Raw genomic sequence first — 19,233 nt, forward strand, 5'->3', positions numbered from 1 at the left:
CCCCTATTCACCGAATTTTGAGGTGGAAATTCTTAGAGCAGCCCGCCGCGGCCCCAGCCGCGGGTGAGCCGGCGGATCGCGAACGCGCCGCAGACCAGCGCGATGCCCAGCAGGATCGCGGCGGGCAGCATCGTTCCGGCCGTGTCGCCGACGACGGCGGCCTGGAGCATCTTCAGGGCCCAGTAGCCCGGGGACAGCTGCGCGGCGACCTGCGCCCACTCCGGCATCAGGCTCAGCGGCACCAGCGCTCCGCCGAGCGAGCTGAGCGTCAGCGCGCCCACGTCCGCGATCACGCTGAGCTCGCCGTGGCTGCGCACGATCGCGGCCAGCAGCGCGCCGATCGCCAGCAACGTGAACGCCCAGATCAGGATGGACCCCAGCACCAGCGGGACGTTGCCGGGGACGGGCAGGCCGATGACCAGGCAGCCGTACACCAGCAGGATGGTCTGCTGCGCGATCATCACCAGATAGATCGGCAGGGTCTTGCCGATCAGCAGCTCGGCGGCCGGCGCCCGGCTCACCCGGAGCCGGTCCCAGGTCTTCCAGGTGCGCTCGGCCAGGATCGCGTTGCCCGCGATGGAGATCGCGAAGACCGAGAACATGACCAGCAGCCCGGTCACCACCTTGGTGGTGCCGCCCTCGACCGCCCGCACGTAGAGCGGCTTCAGGACCAGCATCAGGACCATGGGCATGACCACGTAGCTGATCGTCTGGCCGGGGTCGCGGAGCCGGATGAGCGTGTTGTTGTTCGCCAGCGCGCGGATCCGGTAGAGGGATTCGCGCAGGGCGGCGGCCGGCCCGGCGCGGTGGCCGGTGTCAAGAAGCATCGCTGACCGCCAGGGATCGGTAGAGGTCGTCCAAGGAGGGGTTGTGCACCTCGATCGTGCTGATCGGCCGCTCGGCGCGGCCCAGCAGGTCGATCAGGGTGGCCGCCGGCTGCGTGGTGGAGACGCGGACCTCCTCCTCGTTGTCGTGGATCAGCCGCACCTCCCCGGGCAGTCCGTCCACCAGCTCGTCGTAGGTGCCCCGCGCGATGATCTTTCCGTTGCGGGCCACCGCGATCGTGGCCTGCAACTCGACCAGCTCGGGCAGGTAGTGCGTGGTGTAGACGATGGCCGCGCCGTCGCCGGCGCGCTGCTTGACGACGTCGAGCATCGCCTCGCGGGTCTCCAGGTCGGCGCCCGCGGTCGGCTCGTCGAGCAGCAGCAGACCGGGCCGGTTGATCAGCGCGGTGGCCGCCTGGACCCGCCGCTGCTGCCCGCCGGACAGCCCCGCCGTCCGGCGGTCGATGAACGCGCCGAGCCTCAGCGCGACGGTCAGCTCCTCGACGGCGCTGTCGAGCGCGGCCCGGCGCAGCCCCGCGAGCTTCCCGAACAGGTTGAGGTGCTCGCGCACGGTGACGGACGGATAGAGCGCGATGTGCTGCGGCGCGACGCCCACCCGCCCCCTGCTCGCCGACGGCGGACGTCCGTCGACGGTCACGTGACCGCCGTCCTGACGGATCAGGTACGACACGATCTCCACGAAGGTCGTCTTGCCCGCGCCGTTGTGCCCGACCAGGCCGACGATCTCACCGGCCGCCACACTCAGGCTGAATCCGTCCAGCGCCAGGACCGGGCCGTATCGCTTGACAAGATCGATGGCTTGCAGCAACGTGTCACCTCCTTGAGTATTCACCTCGAAAAGACGGTGCTTTTCGCGTCCTCGCGAATTGATAATTCGGGTTGAATTGACTGGGGAAATCGAGTTACCGCTACAGTAGCGGCGGGCGGCCCGGCCGCCATTGGCAGGAAGTGGCCGGAGACAACAGGCCAACGGCGGGCGGCAGGGGTCACCCCTACTGGTCGGCGCCATGAAAGACAGGGGTTGCGCCCGGCCCGGTCGGCCTGCGAATACGGCCATTCCTGTCTGACATAAATGAGCTGTTCATATTGACCGATTGCTGTCAGAATCTCCGGGTGGCCATCGAACGCTCTGACACGAAGTCGCCGGAGGAAGGCGGCAGTCGCCTCAGGGGTCTGCCATCCCTCGCGGCGGGTCCGATCGCCGCGGTCGCGGCGTCGCTAGTGGTCCTGCTGACCGCCCTGTCCGGCCGGTACGGATTCCATCGCGACGAGCTCTACTTCATGGTCGCCGGCGATCATCCCGACTGGGGCTACGTCGACCAGCCACCGCTGACCCCCCTGCTCGCCCGAGCGAGCACCGCCCTGCTCGGCGACAGCCCGGCCGCGCTCCGCGTCGTCGCGACGATCCTCTGCGTGGCCTCGGTCGTGACCGTCGCCCTGATCGCCCGCGAACTCGGCGGCGACCGCCGGGTGCAGTCGGTCGCCGCCTGCTGCGCGGCCGCCTCCGCGATCGTCCTGGGCCTGGGCCACCTGCTCGCCACCGCGACCTTCGACATGCTCGCCTGGCTGGTGATCAGCCTGCTGGTGCTGCGCCTGCTCCGCACCGGCGACGGCCGCTGGTTCGTGGCGATCGGCGTCGCGGTCGGCGTCGGCATGGAGAACAAGCAGCTGCTGGGGCTGCTGGTGGTGACCCTGTTCGCGGCGCTCCTGCTGGTCGGGCCGAGAGACGTGCTGCGCACCCGCTGGCTGCCGATCGGCGCGCTCATCGCCGCGGTCATCGCCGCGCCCAACCTGATCTGGAGCGCCGCGCACGGCTGGCCGCAGTTCGCGGTCGCGGCCGGGATCAGCGAAGACGGCGCGGACGACCGCGCGATGCTCTTCCCGCTGCTGATCGTGCAGCTCTCCCCGCTGTTCTTCCCGATCTGGGTGGCCGGCCTCATCCGCCTGTGGCGGGACCCGTCGGTCCGCTGGGCCCGGCTGATCCCCGTGGCCACCGTGCTGCTGTTCACCGTCGTGCAGCTCGCGGGCGGCAAGTCGTACTACGTCCTGCCTCTGCTGATGGTCTCGATGGCGGCCGGTGTGGCGCCCGTCGTCGGCCGGGTCCGGCGGCGCGTCCTCGTCGCGGGCATCGCGGTCGCGGCCGCCGTCAACGTCGTCATCGGGCTCCCGGTCCTGCCGCCCGCCGCCGCGGGGTTGCCGAACGCGTTGAACGCCGAGGTGGGGGAGCAGATCGGCTGGCCGGAGTTCGTCGCGTCGGTCGCCGACGCGTGGAACCAGATCCCCGAAGCCGACCGCCCCCGCGCCGTCATCCTCGCCCAGAACTACGGCGAAGCCGCCGCGATCGCGCGGTACGGCCCCGACCACGGCCTCCCCGCCGCCTATTCGGGACACATGAGTTACGCCGACTGGGGCCCGCCCCCGGACGGCGCCGACGGCCCCGTCCTCCTGGTCCACGCCGCCGAGAACCGCCGCATCCCCGCGCGGTTCACCGACTGCCGCCTCGTCGGCCCGGTCGACATCGGCCACGACATCGACAATCAGGTCAGCGAGAACGTCATCCGGATCTGCGGCCCCGCTCCCGTCGCCTGGTCCGCCCTCTGGCCGAGCCTGCGGCACACCTGATGCCGACACCGAATCAGCGGGGAGAAGATGTCACCGGGAGGGCGGCCTATGGCGGCGCTTCACCACTTAACCTGGCTAGCATGCGCGTAGGTTGCCTGATCGGGTCGGGGCGCGACTGCGACATCTACGAGGCCGGAGCGGGCAAGGTCATCCGGCGCGCCAAAGACGGCCGGAGCCTCGAACGCGAGGCGTCCGTCATGCGCCACGCCAGCCGTGGCGGCTTCCCCGCACCGCAGGTCTACGACGCCGACGGCCCCGACATCCTGATGGAGCGCCTCGACGGCCCGAGCCTCTACCAGGACGCCGCCGCCCACCCGCGCCGGGTCTCCGACCACGGCAGACTCCTCGCCGACCTGCTCAAGAAGCTGTCGGCCGTACGCGCCCCCGGCTGGCTCCCCGCGGTCTGCGTCGGCAGCCACCTCCTCCATCTCGACCTGCACCCGCACAACGTCCTGCTCACCGGCGACGGCCCCCGCGTCATCGACTGGGCGACCGCCCGCCGGGGCGCCTCCGCCGCCGACGTCGCCGCCACCTGGCTGGCCCTCGCGTCGGGCCACGTGGACCCCGCGCTGCGCCGCAGCCGGGACCTCATGCTGGCGGCCTTCCTCGACCGCGTCGACCGCGAGGCGGCCCGGCCCCACCTGACCGTTATGGCGGACCGCCGCCGTACCGACCGCAACGCCGACAACGCGGAGACGGCCGCCATCGACCGCCTCCTCGCCAGCGAACACATCACCCTCGAGGAGGCAGTCCATGGCAGATCGACGTGACGTCCGGGTTTCTGACAATGATCGCGAGGCCGCCGTCGCCCGTTTGCTGGCCGCCGTTGACGAGGGCCGCCTCAGCCTCGACGAGTACAACGACCGCATGAGCCGTGCCTACACGTCGGTCACCTTCGCCGACCTGGACAACCTCCTGCTCGACCTCCCCAGCGCCCAGACCGCGTCCCCCACCGTGACCGCCACCCAGACCAAGGCCCCGGCCGTGACGACGGGCGCGTTACCCCGCTGGCTCAAGGTCGTCTGGATCGCCTGGGCCGCCAAGGTCGCCCTCAACCTGGTCATCTGGGTCCTGCTCAGCATCACCGAGGGCGAACTCCTCTACTTCTGGCCGATGTGGGTCATCATCCCGCCGGCCCTGATCCTGCTCGCCGTCAGCTACGCCGTCACCGCTTCCCGGAAGGGCGTGCGTTCCTGAAGGGAGACCCCAGCTCACGGCAGTGCGCTGGGGTCCATTCCGAGCCCGTCGGCGCACGACCCACCCGCGGGCGAGGTCCCTGACGCCGTACCGAAGCGCCGATCGTCCAGTAGATCCAGGTCAGCGTGATCGAGCTGCGGGACCGCCCATCCGTTGGCGTGCGCGTGCGCGATGAACTCCGGGTCGAGCCCCGAGGGCGAGGGCCAGCGGGCCCTCTCTACGTGGGCCAGGACGTGCGCGACGTCGCACACGTCGAAGACCAGCAGCCGGCCCGGGTGGGTCCGACGGAGCGGACGCCGGTGGACGTCCGCAGATCAGAAGGGGAGCCGCCGCAGGACCCGGCGCGGCAGGGCGCGGATCACCGCGGCCAGGACGCGGGCGGAGCCGGGGGTCCAGGCCACCGCGCGACCTCGCCAGACGGCCTCGGTGATCGCGGCGGCGGCCCGCTCGGGGGTTCCGGCCAGCGGCGGGGCCGAAAGATGGGCGGTCATCCGGCTTCGGACGAACCCGGCCCGCACCACGACCACCCGCACCCCCGTACCGATGAGGGAGTCGGCCAGGCCGTCGTAGAACGCACTCATCCCGGCCTTGGCGGAGCCGTACACGAAGTTGGCCGGGCGCGGGCGTTCGCCTGCCACGGACGAGAGCGCGATGATCACGCCGTGACCCTGCGCGGTCATCGCCTGGGCCAGGACCACGCCCACGCTCACGGCTCCGGTGTAGTTGACCGAGGCCGTCCGGACGGCGGTGGCCTGGTCGGCCATCGCCGCCCGCTGGTCGGGCAGCAGGCCGAAGGCCACGATCGCCAGGTCGATGTCACCCTGGGCGAAGCACGGCGCGAGCGCCGCCGCGTGCGTCTGCGGCTCGGCCGCGTCGAACTCGACCGTTTCGACGACCGCGCCGCGGCTGGACAACTGTGCGACCGCTTCCTTCAGCCGGGGGGAGTCGCGTGCCGCCAGCACGACGCGGAGCGGACGCCCGTCGAGATACCGGGCGACGACCGCGAGGCCGATGTCGGAGGTCCCTCCGAGGAGCAGTACTGACTGGGGGCGGCCCAGCGCGTCCATCACAGCGACAGTCTCCTGGCCAGGTCGGATCTGAACACACCCTGCGGGTCCAGCGTGCGGCGGATCTCGCGGAACTCGGGGAGCCTCGGATACATCCGGGCCATGTGCCGGGCACTCAGGGAGGAGTCCTTGGCGAGGTAGACCCGGCCTCCCGCGCGGGCGACGAGGTCGTCCAGACGGCCGAGCAGCGGGGCCAGCGAGGGGGCTGCGGGCATGTCGGCGGCGAGGGTCCATCCGTCCATGGGGAACGACAACAGCCCCGCGTCACCCGGGCCCAGTCTCTTGAGCACGGCCAGCGGCACGCCCCCGGGTCCCGCTGCGAGCACCCTGAGCGCGGCCCCAAGCACGTCCAGAGCGTCGGGCGGCACGACGAACTGGTGCTGGACGAACCCGTGACGCCCGTAGACGCGGTTCCAGGCGACGATCCGGTCCAGCGGGAAGAGGAAGGCCGCCAGCGGCAGGACCCTGGTCGTGACCGGAGGGGCCGCAACGCGTAGGACGCCGTTCGCCGCGGCCAGCGTCGTCGGCTTCGACAGCAGCGCTCCGGGCAACGGGGGACAGGGCAGCGGGCGGGACGCGACGTATGCGAGCGGCTGGGCCCGATGCCGGGGCGGAACGTCGGCGGTCGCGGCGGGCCGGGCGTGGCTGAGCACCCCGCGCACCCGAGGTCCGGACAGGTCGATCCGGGCGACGACGTGCTCGTCCGGCCCTTGGGCGGTGTCCAGGCCGGTGAGCAGGGCGTCCAGCCCGGTGATCCGGCGCTGGACGACCGTGGCCCACGCGGTGCGCAGGCGGACGAGTCGCAGCGCCGCGCGCAGGACGATGCCGGTCAGGCCCATGCCACCCAGCGTGGCCCAGAAGATCTCCGGTTCGGCCGCAGGGCGGACCTGCCGCACCTGACCGTCGGCCGTGAGCAGATCGAACGCGAGCACGTGGCCGCCGAAGGCGCCGCCGTGCCGATGGTTCTTGCCGTGCACGTCGGCCGCGATCGCGCCGCCGACCGTGACGTGCGCGCTGCCGGGAACGACGGGCAGGCACCAGCCGCGGGGCACCACGGCGCGGAGCAGCGCGTCCACGGTCACGCCCGCCTCCGCGTGTACGACGCCGCCGACCTCGTCGAGATGCAGAATCCGGTTCCGGTGGGTCATGTCCGCGACGACTCCGCCGCTGTTCTGCGCGGCGTCACCGTAAGCCCGTCCGGCACCCCGGGCGAGCACGCCGCGGGGCCCGGCCTCGCGGACGGCGGCGGCGAGCGTCGTGTCGTCCGCGCCCGTCAGGACCCGCGCGTTGGTGGGGGCCACCCTGCCCCATCCGGTGAGCGGTCTCGCCGTGGTCATGCGAGCGTTCTGATCGCGAACAGGCAGAACCAGACGACGCCCAGCAGTTGCAGGACACGATCTCCACGCAGGACGTGCCCAGGATTGCTCCCCCGAGCCTGCTTCACGGCTATCGCGTACCGCACGAGGACGAGCGTATAGGGAATAAGGGACAGGGCGAGGAACACTTTGCCGTCCCGGTCATAGGACGCGGCAGCGCCGAGCGCGTACGACGCGACAGACGCGACGGCCGTAGCCAGCAGGATCCCGCGAAGTTGTGGTGCCCGGTACCGGGCCAGCGTCGGGCGAATCCGGGCCCGGAGTTCTCCGAAGACGACGGCCTCGCTGTAGCGTTTTCCCGCCACCACGAACAACGCCCCGGTGAACACGGCGACCAGCAGCCAGAAGGGGGCCGGTGTGCCCACGGCCTGGGCCCCGGCGATGACCCGCAGCGGGAATCCCGACGCGACGGCCACCAGATCCACGCCGAGGACGTCACGCAGCACCATGCAGTACGCGAGAGAAATCGCGATGTAGAGCGCGATCACCGGTCCGGCGCCTGCGGCGAACCCGAGGCCGAGAGCGCCCGTCAGCAGGCAACCGCCGGCGACGAGGGCCGATGCCGGAGACAAGGTTCCGGCCGCGACCGGGCGGAACCGTTTGTTGTCGTGCTGCCGGTCCTGCTCGGCGTCCCGCACGTCATTGACGAAGTAGACGCCCGACGCGGCAAGGCAGAACGCGGCGAAGGCGAGGCCGAGCGCCAGCGCCGCCCGCGGCTCGAACACGGCTCCGCCGAAGAGGCCGGGGACCATGACGAGGACATTCTTCACCCACTGTCGGGGCCGGGCTGTTCGAATCACATGGGAGATGGTCCCGTAACGCCCGGCCATAGTGGCCCCCATTTAGGCCATGCCGAAATAGCACCCATCGGCGGACATGTTTGGCGGAAACCCCGTGATGCCCAAGCTTAGGTTTCGTGCTCCAGCGCGCCAATGTCCAGAAGCGGACATCTTCGCCGTGAGGTCATCGGCCGGCCGACGTGCGGCACTCTCCGGCTTCCAGGCCGGCGTTATTTTGCGACTCGCCCTGTTTCCTCCGTTTTCGACTTCATCATGCGTGACGAAGAGAAGTTCCGCTGTCTGGAACGTGCATCTACGCTTCGATGATGAGCAGCGCGCCACCCGATCGCCCGCATGTCTTCGTCTCCTACGCCCGTGAGGACAGGGAGCTGTGCCGCCGCCTCGTGCTGATGCTGGGCCTGGTGCTGGGGGAACGCGGCTACCGCGTCTGGTGGGACCAGACCATGGTCGCCGGACAGTGGAGCGACGAGCTGGACGCCGCGCTGGACAACGCCGTCGCGAGCCTGTTGCTGGTCAGCGAGCACTCCCTGACCTCGGAGTTCATCATGGAGCGAGAGCTGCCCCGGCTGCTGGCGCGCGGCCGGCTCGTGGCGCCGGTCTACGTCTCACCGTGCCCGTGGGGCAGCGTGCCCGTCATCGCCGGGTTGCAGTTCCTGGGCTCCGCCGAGCAGGCGCTGACGGAGCGGACCGGCGACCTGGCCGCCGTGCTGACCGATCTCGCCCAGCAGGCGCCGCGTTTCCTCTGCCTGCCCACGCTCGCGCCCGGGTCGTCGGACGGAGCCGCCGTCGCCGCGGGCACGCCCCGCGCCGAGGCGGCCCTTCCGCCGGATCTGCCGGGCCCGCTGCACGGCGTTCCCGAGCTGCCGATCAACCATTTCGTCCGGCCGGCCGAGCTGGACACCCTCCGCTCCCTCGTGCTTGGCGCCGGTCGCGCAGACGCCGGAGGCGGCGCCCTGGGTGTGGTGGGCGTGCAGGGCGCGGGCGGAATGGGCAAGACCGTGCTGGCCACCGCCCTCGCCCGGGATCCCACGGTCCGGAGGGCCTTCCCCGACGGCGTCTACTGGATCATGCTCGGTGAGCGTCCCGATCCGGTGGCCACCCAGGTCGGGCTGGCCCGCCTGCTGGGTCTCCAAGGCGGGTTCCGCAACGAGGTCGACGGACGGGCCACGCTGCGCGAGGCGCTCAGCGGGCAGCGGGTGCTGCTGGTCATCGACGACGTCTGGTCCGCGGCGGCAGCCGAGGCGTTGCTGGTCACCGGGGCGGAGGGGCGGACCGTGCTGACCACCCGGCATCCGCTGGTCCTGGCTCGGTTGCACACCCCCGCCTTCGCGCTGGAGCGGCTCGGGCTCGAGGAGGCCCGGAAGTTCCTGGCCCAGATGACCTCTCATGCCGGGCCGTTGCCCGCCGAGGCCGACGAGCTGGTCGAGGCGCTGGGCGGGGTGATCCTGGCGCTGGCTCTGCTCGCCGCCACCATTTCCCACGGTACCTCCTGGGCCGCCGCGCTGGCCGAGGTGCACAGGGCAGGCGACGTGTACACCGACGAAGGCTTCGCCAACCAGTTCCGGGCCCTGCAGCTGGCCTGGAGCGCGCTGGACGAGCACGAGCGGCGGCGCTACGGCGAGCTGGTGGTGTTCGGCGAGGACGTGACGGCACCCGAGGCCACCGTCGCCCGGCTGTGGCGGCACACGGCCGGACTCGACGACGCGGCCAGCAGGCAGTTGTGCACGGCGTTCGCCAAGCGGAACCTGCTGGTGTTCGACGGTGGCGTACGTCTGCACGATCAGCAGCGGGCCTTCCTGCTGCTGCAGATCCCCGACTCCGCACTGGCACACCGTCAGCTGCTGACCGCCCACCAGGACGCGCAGGACACGCCGGGACGGTGGAGCAGCCTTGCTGTCGACGAGCCCTATCTGCGCGACCATCTGGTCGAGCACCTCGTCGCGGCGGGTGACGTGTTCGACCTGCAGGAGGTGGCCACCGATCCGGTCTGGCTGCTGCGCCGGTTCCACCAGGACGGCCCGCACGCTCCGGAGGCCGACCTCGAACGCGCGCTGGCCGCGCTGCCCACCTTCCGGGCCGGGCAGCAGACTCTCGACCGATTCCGCCGGATCAGTCACGCCATGAGCGCGGTCTCGACGATCGGCGACCGTGCCCTGACCCTCGCCAACCTCGGCGGCGACCTCGATCCGCAGCACGCCCTCGACGCGCTCTTCCCGCCGGTGCGGCTCCGCCGGGCGACGGAGGTGCGGCCCGACGCCCTCGATCGGGTCTTCGTCGGCCACCCCGCGCCCTCCGGCGAGTGGCCCCGCTGGGGAGGCGTGTGGTCGGTGGCCTGGTCACCCGACGGTCGCCGGCTCGCCACCGGAGGCGCTGACGGCACCGTGCGGACGTGGCCGACCGGCGCCTCCGGACCTCCCTCGACGACCCTGACCGGCCACGACGCAGGCGTGCGCACCGTGGCCTGGGCGCCCGGCAGTCAGCGACTGGCCTCGGGAGCTGACGACGGGACGGCGCGCGTGTGGTACCCCGACGATCCCGGCCGCCCGCCGGTGCCGCTGGTCGGTCACGCGGGCAGCGTGTGGTCGGTGGCCTGGTCACCCGACGGCCGGCGGCTCGCCACCGCCGACGGCGACGGCACGCTGCGCGTGTGGGATCCCGACGCGCCGGGGCGGCCGAAGACGGTGCTCACCGGTCACGCCGGCAGCGCCTGGTCGGTGGCGTGGTCACCGGACGGGCGCCGGCTGGCCTCGGGGGGCGCCGACCGCACGGTACGGATCTGGGACGTCCCCGGCCCGTCGCAGGACACGCATGCCGCGCCGGTCGTGCTGGCCGGGCACGACGGCTGGGTGTGGTCGGTGGCGTGGTCACCCGACGGCCGGTGGATCGCATCGGCCGGGGATGGCACCGTCCGCACATGGCCGGTGGACGGTGGCGCCCCGCTGGCGCTGACCGGCCACGCCGGCCTGGTGTGGTCGGTGGCCTGGTCGCCCGACGGGCGGCGGCTGGCCTCCGGCGGGGCCGATCGGACCGTGCGGATCTGGGAGCTCGCCGGTGCCTCCGGCGCGGACGCGGCCGTGCTGACCGGCCACGAGGACTTCGTCTGGTCGGTGGCCTGGTCGCCGGACGGCCGGCGGCTGGCCTCCGGCGGACAGGACGAGACCGCGCGGGTGTGGAAGGCCGACGCCGGAACTCGCTCCGTGAGCGCGGCCGATCACAGTTGGCGGGTGTTCTCGGTGGACCTGTCGCCCGACGGGCGGCGGCTGGCCACCGGCACGGAGGACGGCGCGGTGCGACTGTGGGATCCCGACCTGCCCGAGCGGGCGGGCACCGAGGTGAGCGATCTGACCAGCGGCGTGTGGGTCGTGGCGTGGGCGCCTGACGGCCGGCGGCTGGCCGTCGGCGGTGCCGACCGGATCGTACGGATCTGGGACACCCTCGCCCCGGGCGCCCCCGCTGTGCTGCTGACCGGTCACGACGGTCTGGTGCGCTCAGCGGCGTGGGCGGCCGACGGCCGGCGCCTGGCCACCTCCGGCGACGACGGCACCGTGCGGATCTGGGATCTCGACGAGGCCGGCTCGGTCCCGGCCGTGCTGACCGGCCACCAGGGCTGGGTGCCGTCCGTGGCCTGGTCGGGCGACGGCGCACGGCTGGCATCGGGCGGCGACGACGGCACGGTACGGGTGTGGAACGCCGACGTGCCCGGGGCGCGGCCGGTGGTGCTGGGCGGCGATCTCGGCCGAGTGGCCTCGGTGGCCTGGTCCCCCGACGGCCGGCTGCTGGCGGTCGGCGCGGGCGACGGCACCGTCGGGCTCTGGGACGCCGACGTCTGGGATCCGCCCGCACCGGACCGCGACGGGCCGGGCCGGCCGTCGCCCACGTTCGCGGCCCACTCCGAAGCCGTGGTGTCGGTCGTCTGGTCGCCCGACGGGCGTCGGCTGGCCACCGCGGGCGAGGACCGGACGGTGCGGATCTGGGACGCGCGTACGGCCACGCCGGTGTGCGGGGTCGGCATGGGCAACGGCGTGTTCGCCATCGCCTGGCGAGGCGACCGGATCGCCGTCGGCATGACCACCCACTGGTCCGTCCTCACGGTCGACGAGCCGGCCCGCGTGTCGTCCCGGAGCCTGTCGTGACCGCCGAGCGATACGCCCGCCGGGCGGCGGACCTGGCGCTGGCGCAGGTCGCCGACCGTGCCCACGTCCTGACCGGCGCGGCCGGGGCACGCCCCGGCCACCGAGACGGCACGCGGCTACAGCCGGCAGGGGTGACGCTGGTGCCGTCGCGCACCGATCCGGCCGACCCCGCCGTGTTCGCGGCCCGCTGCGGCGAGCACCTCTGCGCTGGCCGTTTCGATCAGACCGCCGGCGGTATCGCCGGCGGTCGGGTCGCCCGCCGCACGGACATCGACCTGCTGGTGTACCTCGCCGAACTCGCCTCGCTCCCCGAGGACGACTGGCAACCGTACTTCGAGTTCTTCAGCCCGCGATGCATCGAGAACGGGTCCGAAGCCCCTCGGATCGTCTGGGGAGAGGACTGCCGCGGCCGACGCCACTTCGACGGCGTGGGGCTGGTGAACTGGTGCCTGGAACAGGCCGTCGACGCCCGGTACCCGATCACCTTCGACTTCGTCACGTGGGCCACCGACGCCGCCGGCGCCGTGGCCGTTCCGGTCACCGACCCGCCTTGCCCCGGCGATCTCGTCTTCGCCGACCGGAACGACGGGACCCCCGAGATCGGCATCCTGGCCGGCGCGGGGGAGTCCGGCCAGGTCGTGCTCGCCGGGCAGACGACGGTCGGCGTGGTCTGCCGCCCCTTCTCGCCGGCTGATTGGACGCGACGCCGGAGGCCGACCGCCGCACTGCTGCATGACTGATGGAGGGTCCAGTGAAGCCCGCGATCCACACCCCCGCCGCCCTCGTCCGCAGGTACTGCGCCGGACGACCGTGCGACCTCGCCGCCGTCCCGGGCGGGCATCGCCGATCGTGGGAGCTGGCCGTCCCGGTCGCCGTGCTGGCCGCCGCCGGATGGCGACGCCGCTGGGCCACGGAGGACGCCTTCATCAACTTCCGGGTCGTCGCCGTCACCCGGCACGGCCGCCAGCCGTTCGCCTTCAACCGCGGCGAACGGGTCGAGGCGGCGACCAGCCCGCTGTGGTCGGCCATGCTCGTGGGCCTGGACGCGACCCTCGGACGGTACGTCGCACTGGAGTGGCTGGCGGTCGGCGCCGGGCTCGGCCTGTCCGTGCTCGGCCTGGCCGCGGCCACCGCGGCGTCGGCGCGGCTGGTCCGCCACCTCGGGCCCGTTCGCCCGTGGCCGGCCGGGGCGCTGGTGCTGGCAGCCCTGCCGCCCTTCTGGGACTTCGCCACCTCGGGGCTGGAGACCGGGCTCACCTTCGGGTGGCTCGGCGGCTGCCAGTGGCTGCTCACCCGGCGCTACACCGATGCCCCCGGCGGGCGGCCGCGCCCCGCGTCACCCGCGGTGGACTGGTTGCCGGTGCTGCTCGGTCTCGGGCCGCTCATCCGGCCCGACCTGACCCTGTTCAGCGCGGCCTTCCTGACCACCCAGCTGTCGCTGAGCCGGCCGGGGGTGGCGGGCTCCGCCCGGACGATCGGCGTGGCCCTCGCCGTACCCGCCGCCTACCAGCTGTTCCGCATGGCCTATTTCGCCGCCACGGTGCCCAACACCGCGCTGGTCAAGGAGGCCGGCCACAACAACTGGCGCCGAGGCCTGGCCTACCTGGACAACCACGCCACGCCCTACCTCCTCGCGGTGCCCGGCGCGCTGGTCGCCGGATGGGCCGGACGCTGGCTGGCCGGGTCGGCACCCGCCGGCGACCGCCGGCTTCTGGTTCTCCTCGGGGCGCCCGCCGCCGGGGCACTCCTGCACGCCGCCTTCGTCGTCAGGGTGGGCGGCGACTTCATGCACGGCCGGCTGCTGCTCCCCGCCACTTTCGGGCTGTTCATGGTCGCCGCCGCGCTGCCCACCGGCGCAGTGGGCTGGATGGTCCCGGCGGCGTTGGCCGCCTGGGCGGCGGCCTGCGGGCTCCGGCTACGCGCCCCCGACCGGCCCCGGGGCCGCTGGTCCGGCATCGTCGACGAGCGCGCCTGGTGGCAGCGGGAGTCCGGCCACCCCCACCCGGTCACCCTCGACGATCACAGCCGCGTCGCCAGCGCCCGCACCGGCCGGCGTGCCCGCCAGCTCGCCGCCCAGGGCGCCGACGTCCTGGTGCGCATCGACGATCAGGAGCACGCCCTGGCTCCCGGATCCGGGGTCGTCCTGGAATCCATCACCATCGGCCTGGGCTCGGTCGCGGCCGGGCCCCACGTGCACGTGATAGACGTGCTCGGCCTGGCCGACGCCGTGGGCAGTCGCATCCCCGCCGACCCGGCCGCCCGCATCGGCCATCAGAAGCGCCTGCCCCCGGCCCTCGTCCTCGCCCGGCTCGCGCTCGCCGACGAGGGTGACGCCGGCCTGCCTGCCGACGTCGACCCGGCCACGCTGGCGGCCGCCCGCCGGCTGCTGCGCCAACCGGCCGTCACGCGCCTCCTGGCCGCCACCCAGGATCCGCTGACCCTCACCCGCGCCCTGCGCAACGTCCACCAGGCGGTCGCCCTGACCCGGCTCCGCGTCGACATAGACGTCGACATAGACGTCGACATGGAGACGGTGGCCGAACCGCTCGCGGCGGACCGGGCGCCAAGGCGCGCGCCGTCGTCGCGGTGGGTCCGCGCGGCGGTGCTCACCGCGGCCGGCGGTGTGCTCGCGGGGGTGTCGGTGGCGGTCGTCCGGGCACTGCGAAGCCGGCGGCCGGGGCCGGGCGGGGGCTGATCGGCTGGTCGGGAGCGGTCCTGCCGCTCCGCCGGGGATGTCGCGGCGAACCCCGCGTAAGCCCGTGTGCCGCCGGCACGAAGGCCCTCATGATAGGGACATGAGCAACATAGGAGACCGGCTGTGGAACAGCGGTGTCACCGCCTCGAGCTACTCGGACGCGACGGAGAAATACCAGGCGGCGGTCCTGGAGCAGTACAAGTTGTGCGTCGAGATGGCCGATCGGATCAGCGCCCGGCGGAGCCTGACCAACACCTTCTTCCTGTCTCTCAACAGCGCGGTGGTCGCTCTGCTGGGAGCCGTGGGCGGCAGGTTGGGCAGTCTCCCCGTCCTGACCCTCACCGCCGGGTTGATCATCCTGCTCGGTCAGTGCGCCGCGTGGTATGTCATCGTGCGCTCCTACCGCCAGCTCAACAGCGCGAAGTTCCAGGTGATCAGCGTGTTCGAAGAGCGGCTGCCCGCCTTCGCCTACTCCCGCGCCGAATGGGTCGCTCTCGGCGAGGGACGTGACTGGCGCAGGTACCTGCCGTTGACCCACGTCGAACAGTGGGTTCCGCTGCTCTTCGCCGTGGCCTACGTACTGGGTCTGCTGGCCGTCACGTTGTCGTGACGGGGAGCCGGTCCGCTCACTTCGCGGAGGACGCGACGGCGAGGGAGTGGAGGCTGGTGAAGGCCGCGCGGATGTGCTCGGAGAGGCCGGCCGTGTCGTCCGCGGCGATCCACGACGTGAAGGCCGACCGGAACAGCGCGATCCCCGTCTCGGCCGCGACCGACGCCGGTCCTTCGGCGGTTCCCCGCGCCCGCAGGGCCGCGTCGAGGGCCTCGGCCAGCCCGGCCAGCTTGACCAGCTCGCGTTCGAGCAGCTCCCCGTTGGCGTTGATCGCGGCCTGCCGCCGACGGGCATAAGAGCGGCGCTCCTCGAACAGCGAGCCCACCCGCTCCAGGGCCGTCGCCACCACCGTCAGGGGCGGCGCGTCGGCGGGCGCCTCGGCGACGGCGCCCACGAGGACGTCGTGGAGGTGGGCCGAGCCGCTGAAGAGGACCTCGCGTTTGTCGGCGAAGTGGCGGAAGAACGTGCGTTCGGTCAGGCCCGCTCGCTGGGCGATCTCGGCGATGGTCGTCTTGTCGTAGCCGCGTTCGGTGAAGAGGTCCAGAGCCGCGTCCTCCAGCCTGCCGCGCGCGTTCGGCTCCCATCTCGCCATGCGCGAAGTCTAGGCGATGTCAGTTCCTGTCGTCTTGATGTCAGGGACTGACATCGCCTAGTGTGATGTCAGTTCATGACATCAAAGGAGCAAGAATCATGCGTGTGTTCGTGACGGGCGCGTCGGGATGGATCGGGTCGGCCCTGGTGCCGGAACTGCTGGCCAAGGGACATGACGTCGTCGGGCTCGCCCGCTCCGACGCCTCGGCCGAGGCGCTCGGCAGGGCGGGGGCCGAGGTCGTTCGCGGCACTCTCGACGATCTCGGCCTGCTCCGGGAAGCGGCGGCGGCCTCCGACGGGGTCGTCCACCTGGCGTTCAAGCACGATGTGGCCTTCTCCGGTGGATTCGCCGAAGCCGCCGGGGCCGACCGCGCGGCCGTCGAGGCCCTGGTCGGCGCCCTGGGCACCACGGGACGGCCGTTCGTGCTGGCGTCCGGCCTGCTCGGGCTGGCTCCCGGCCGGGTCGGCACCGAGCGGGACCTCCCCGGCACGTCGGAGTCGCCGCTCCACCGGCGGGCGCAGACCGCGCGCTGGGTGCTGGAGCAGCCCGGGGTCCGCGCGTCGGTGCTCCGGCTGCCGCCCACCGTCCACGGCGCGGGGGACAACGGGTTCATCGCCTTCTACGTCGCCGCGTCGCGGGCCGCGGGGCACGCGGGGTACGTCGGCGAGGCGCGGTGGCCCGCCGTGCACCGGTCCGACGCCGCCCGGCTGTTCGTCCTCGCCCTGGAGAGGGCTCCGGCCGGGTCGGTCCTGCACGCCGTCCAGGACGAGGGTGTGCCGTTCCGGGACGTCGCCGAGGCGGTTGGCAAGGGGCTCGACGTTCCGGTGGCGTCGCTCTCACCCGAGGAGGCCGCCGTCTCGTACAGCTGGCTGGCTCCGATGATCGCCGCGGACAGCCCCGCCTCCAGTGCCCTCACCCGGGAGGCGCTCTCCTGGGAGCCCACCGGTCCCGGTCTTCTCGAGGATCTCGTCCACTACCTCGGGTGAGCGTCAGTCCGGGGACGCGGCGCCGACCATCTTCAGGGCCTGTTCGAAGTACTCCGCCGCCGGCCCGAAGCGCCCCTGCGTCAGGTGGTCGTCCCCCAGGTCGCACAGGTCCGCGATCGCCTTCGCCGCGTGCACCGCGGTCCGGTGGAGCACCCGCGCGTCGTCGTACCGCGCGCTTTCGTGCAGGTGCCGGTGGAGAGTCGCGGACAGGCCGAGGGCGTGCGCGGGCCGGCCGTGTCTGGCCGCGTGGACGGCCACGGCGAGCAGGTTGGCCAGTTCCGTCTCCACCGCCGCCGAGGCGGTCTCGACGTAGTGGTCGAACAGGCGGGTCAGGGCCTCCTGGCGGTCGTGGTCGGTGTCCTCGTCGGCCAGGGTGGCGCTCGCGTGGGCGCGGGGGAGGTCGTGGAAGCGGTAGCGGCCGGGTGCCGGTTCCTGGAGCAGGTGGGCGTCGACCAGGTCGTCCAGGAGGCGGCCCGCGTGGTCCACGGTGGTGCCGACCAGGGCGGCGGCGGCCCGGCGTTCGATGTCGGGGCCGGGGTGGAGGCCGAGCAGGCGGTACATGTCCTGCTGGCCGGGGGTGAGGTGGTGGTACGAGAGGTCGAGCGCCGCGGCGATGCTCAACGGGCCCACCTCCAGTTCGCCCAGGCGGTGCTGGTGGTCGCGCATGCGGTCGGCCAGGTGGGCGGGGGTCCAGCCGGGCCGGATGCGCAGGCGGGCGGCGGCGATCCTGATCGCGAGCGGGAGACGGCCGCACAGTTCCACGATCTCGGTGAGCAGGCCCGGGGCCTCGCCGCTGACGCGTTGCTCCCCGGCGGTGCGGGCGAACAGGGTGACGGCGTCGGCGCGGGGGAGCACGTCCAGGGAGAGCGGGCGGACGTCCTCCAGGCCGGCCAGCCTGCGGCGGCTGGTGATCAGCACCAGGCAGGTCGGTGAGCCCGGCAGCAGCGGGCGGACCTGGGCCTCGGTGGCCACGTTGTCGAGCAGGACCAGGACGCGGCGGCCGGCCAGCCGGGTCCGGTAGAGGGCGGCGCGGGCGCCGGGGTCGTGCGGGATGCGGTCGCCGGGGACGCCGAGCGAGCGGAGCAACTGGTCGAGGGCGTCGCCGGGGTCGACCGGGGTGCCGCCCCGGGTGAAGCCGCGCAGGTCGACGAAGAGCTGCCCGTCGGGGTAGCGGTCGGCCAGCCGGTGGGCGACGTGCACGGCGAGGGTCGTCTTGCCGACGCCGGCCATCCCGTCGACGGCGCCGATCACCGGGCTGCTCCCTCTGGCCGCGGCGGCGTCGGGGACGGTCGCGAGCTCGTCCAGGAAGGCGATCTCCGCGGTCCGGCCGGTGAAGCTGGCGATGTCGCGCGGCAGTTCCCGGGGGACGACGGGCGGGGTGCCCGCCGGCGCGGCCAGGTCGGCGTGGCCGCCCAGGATCTGGTGGTGCAGCCGTTGCAGCGGCGGGCTCGGTTCGATGCCCAGGTCCACGTTGAGGCGTCGCCGCAGGTCGCGGTAGGCCCGCAGCGCCTCGGCCTGGCGGCCCGACCGGTAGAGGGCCAGCATCCAGTGGGCGTGCAGGTGTTCGCGCAGCGGCTGCTCGGCGACGAGCGCGCCCAGGTCGGCGAGCAGGTCGTCGTGGTGGCCGAGGGCCAGCTGCGACTCGATCCACGTCTCCTGGGCGGCCAGCTTGCGCTCCTCCAAGCGGATCAGCTCGGCTTCGAGCAGGGGGTCGAGGGTCACGTCCTCGAAAGGGCGGCCCCGCCACAGTCCCAGCGCGCCGCGCAGCCGTTCGGAGGCCAGGCCCGGTTTTCCGGCGGTCAGCGCGCGCCGGCCCTGGGCGGCCAGGTCGTCGAAGGTCAGCAGGTCGAGGTCGGCCGCCGTCAGGCGGATCTCGTAGCCGCTCGGCACCGTCGACAGCAGCGGTGGCTCGGCCCGGCCGGCCAGGCCGAGCACCTGGCGCAGCGCCGACACGTAGGTCCGCAGTGCCACGGCTGCGGTTCGGGGCGGGCGCTGCGGCCACAACGCGTCGACGAGCCGGTCGACGTGGACCGGCCGGTTGACGTGCAGCAACAGGACGGCCAGCAGGACGCGCTGCTTGGCCGCGCCCAGCCGGACCACTCGGTGGCCGTCGGAGCGGACTTCCAGTGTGCCGAGGACACGAAACCGCATAGACCGGCAATACCACATATTGTTCACATACTGGGATGCTTGTTCCATTCTTCAGTTCAGACACTTGGGGCCCGGCGGCGTCCCCGTATTTCGTGCCCTACACAATCCGGGTTTCCGGACAAAAATGCCGAACTCTGTCAAGCCACGCCTTTACCGGCT

General features: G+C 72.8%; 16 protein-coding genes. 8 read left to right on the forward strand and 8 right to left on the reverse strand.

What is annotated here, in order from left to right:
• Positions 1–32: 32 nt before the first annotated feature.
• Together FDA94_RS09705 and FDA94_RS09710 are read right to left on the reverse strand one after the other, a co-directional pair.
• On the reverse strand, positions 33–827 hold the full coding sequence (locus FDA94_RS09705) for an ABC transporter permease (RefSeq protein WP_137246718.1): 795 nt from the start codon (positions 825–827) through the stop codon (positions 33–35).
• Complete coding sequence (locus FDA94_RS09710) at positions 817–1,653, reverse strand: ABC transporter ATP-binding protein (protein ID WP_137246719.1); 837 nt, start codon at positions 1,651–1,653, stop codon at positions 817–819. Before FDA94_RS09710 ends, FDA94_RS09705 begins: the two co-directional genes overlap by 11 nt.
• A gap of 305 nt (positions 1,654–1,958) precedes the next feature.
• Here FDA94_RS09710 and FDA94_RS09715 point away from each other — a divergent pair, with 305 nt between their 5' ends.
• The 3 genes from FDA94_RS09715 to FDA94_RS09725 all read left to right on the forward strand — a co-directional run bounded on the left by FDA94_RS09715 (position 1,959) and on the right by FDA94_RS09725 (position 4,664).
• On the forward strand, positions 1,959–3,467 hold the full coding sequence (locus FDA94_RS09715; RefSeq protein ID WP_137246720.1) for a glycosyltransferase family 39 protein: 1,509 nt from the start codon (positions 1,959–1,961) through the stop codon (positions 3,465–3,467).
• Between the two features lie 80 nt (positions 3,468–3,547).
• A complete protein-coding gene (locus FDA94_RS09720) occupies positions 3,548–4,237 on the forward strand; it encodes a phosphotransferase (protein WP_170990863.1) in 690 nt (229 codons plus the stop codon).
• A complete protein-coding gene (locus FDA94_RS09725; protein ID WP_137246722.1) occupies positions 4,221–4,664 on the forward strand; it encodes a DUF1707 SHOCT-like domain-containing protein in 444 nt (147 codons plus the stop codon). The genes FDA94_RS09720 and FDA94_RS09725 overlap by 17 nt, the downstream gene beginning before the upstream one ends.
• 14 nt (positions 4,665–4,678) lie before the next feature.
• On the opposite strand, the gene FDA94_RS09730 is transcribed toward FDA94_RS09725, so the two are convergent.
• The 4 genes from FDA94_RS09730 to FDA94_RS09745 form a co-directional block, all read right to left on the reverse strand.
• The gene (locus FDA94_RS09730) at positions 4,679–4,915 is read right to left on the reverse strand and encodes a hypothetical protein (RefSeq protein WP_137246723.1); all 237 of its coding nucleotides are present in this window, start codon (positions 4,913–4,915) and stop codon (positions 4,679–4,681) included.
• 63 nt (positions 4,916–4,978) lie between these two features.
• Entirely contained in the window at positions 4,979–5,731 is a 753-nt protein-coding gene (dprE2, locus tag FDA94_RS09735) for a decaprenylphospho-beta-D-erythro-pentofuranosid-2-ulose 2-reductase (protein WP_212735252.1), read from the reverse strand.
• Positions 5,731–7,068 carry an FAD-binding oxidoreductase gene (locus FDA94_RS09740; RefSeq protein ID WP_137246725.1) on the reverse strand — a complete coding sequence of 446 codons (1,338 nt, stop codon included), beginning with the start codon at positions 7,066–7,068 and terminating at the stop codon, positions 5,731–5,733. The genes dprE2 and FDA94_RS09740 overlap by 1 nt, the downstream gene beginning before the upstream one ends.
• On the reverse strand, positions 7,065–7,937 hold the full coding sequence (locus tag FDA94_RS09745) for a decaprenyl-phosphate phosphoribosyltransferase (RefSeq protein ID WP_170990864.1): 873 nt from the start codon (positions 7,935–7,937) through the stop codon (positions 7,065–7,067). Before FDA94_RS09745 ends, FDA94_RS09740 begins: the two co-directional genes overlap by 4 nt.
• A gap of 275 nt (positions 7,938–8,212) precedes the next feature.
• Between FDA94_RS09745 and FDA94_RS09750 the strand changes: the two genes are divergently transcribed.
• The 4 genes from FDA94_RS09750 (at position 8,213) to FDA94_RS09765 (ending at position 15,345) form a co-directional block, all read left to right on the forward strand.
• Complete coding sequence (locus FDA94_RS09750; protein ID WP_170990865.1) at positions 8,213–12,040, forward strand: WD40 domain-containing protein; 3,828 nt, start codon at positions 8,213–8,215, stop codon at positions 12,038–12,040.
• Entirely contained in the window at positions 12,037–12,780 is a 744-nt protein-coding gene (locus tag FDA94_RS09755) for a hypothetical protein (RefSeq protein ID WP_137246728.1), read from the forward strand. Before FDA94_RS09750 ends, FDA94_RS09755 begins: the two co-directional genes overlap by 4 nt.
• An 11-nt stretch (positions 12,781–12,791) precedes the next feature.
• Positions 12,792–14,735, forward strand: coding sequence for an arabinofuranosyltransferase AftB family protein (locus FDA94_RS09760; protein WP_137246729.1), 1,944 nt, complete (start codon positions 12,792–12,794; stop codon positions 14,733–14,735).
• 100 nt (positions 14,736–14,835) lie between these two features.
• A complete protein-coding gene (locus FDA94_RS09765) occupies positions 14,836–15,345 on the forward strand; it encodes a RipA family octameric membrane protein (protein WP_137246730.1) in 510 nt (169 codons plus the stop codon).
• 16 nt (positions 15,346–15,361) lie between these two features.
• Here the strand turns inward: FDA94_RS09765 and FDA94_RS09770 are convergent, their stop codons facing one another.
• Complete coding sequence (locus FDA94_RS09770) at positions 15,362–15,937, reverse strand: TetR/AcrR family transcriptional regulator (RefSeq protein WP_137246731.1); 576 nt, start codon at positions 15,935–15,937, stop codon at positions 15,362–15,364.
• A gap of 98 nt (positions 15,938–16,035) precedes the next feature.
• Between FDA94_RS09770 and FDA94_RS09775 the strand changes: the two genes are divergently transcribed.
• A complete protein-coding gene (locus FDA94_RS09775) occupies positions 16,036–16,923 on the forward strand; it encodes an SDR family oxidoreductase (protein WP_137246732.1) in 888 nt (295 codons plus the stop codon).
• A gap of 3 nt (positions 16,924–16,926) precedes the next feature.
• Here the strand turns inward: FDA94_RS09775 and FDA94_RS09780 are convergent, their stop codons facing one another.
• Positions 16,927–19,074, reverse strand: coding sequence for an AfsR/SARP family transcriptional regulator (locus FDA94_RS09780; RefSeq protein WP_170990866.1), 2,148 nt, complete (start codon positions 19,072–19,074; stop codon positions 16,927–16,929).
• Positions 19,075–19,233: the final 159 nt, after the last annotated feature.

The sequence above is a fragment of the Herbidospora galbida genome, assembly GCF_005233835.1.
In the GTDB taxonomy this organism is placed as follows: domain Bacteria; phylum Actinomycetota; class Actinomycetes; order Streptosporangiales; family Streptosporangiaceae; genus Herbidospora; species Herbidospora galbida.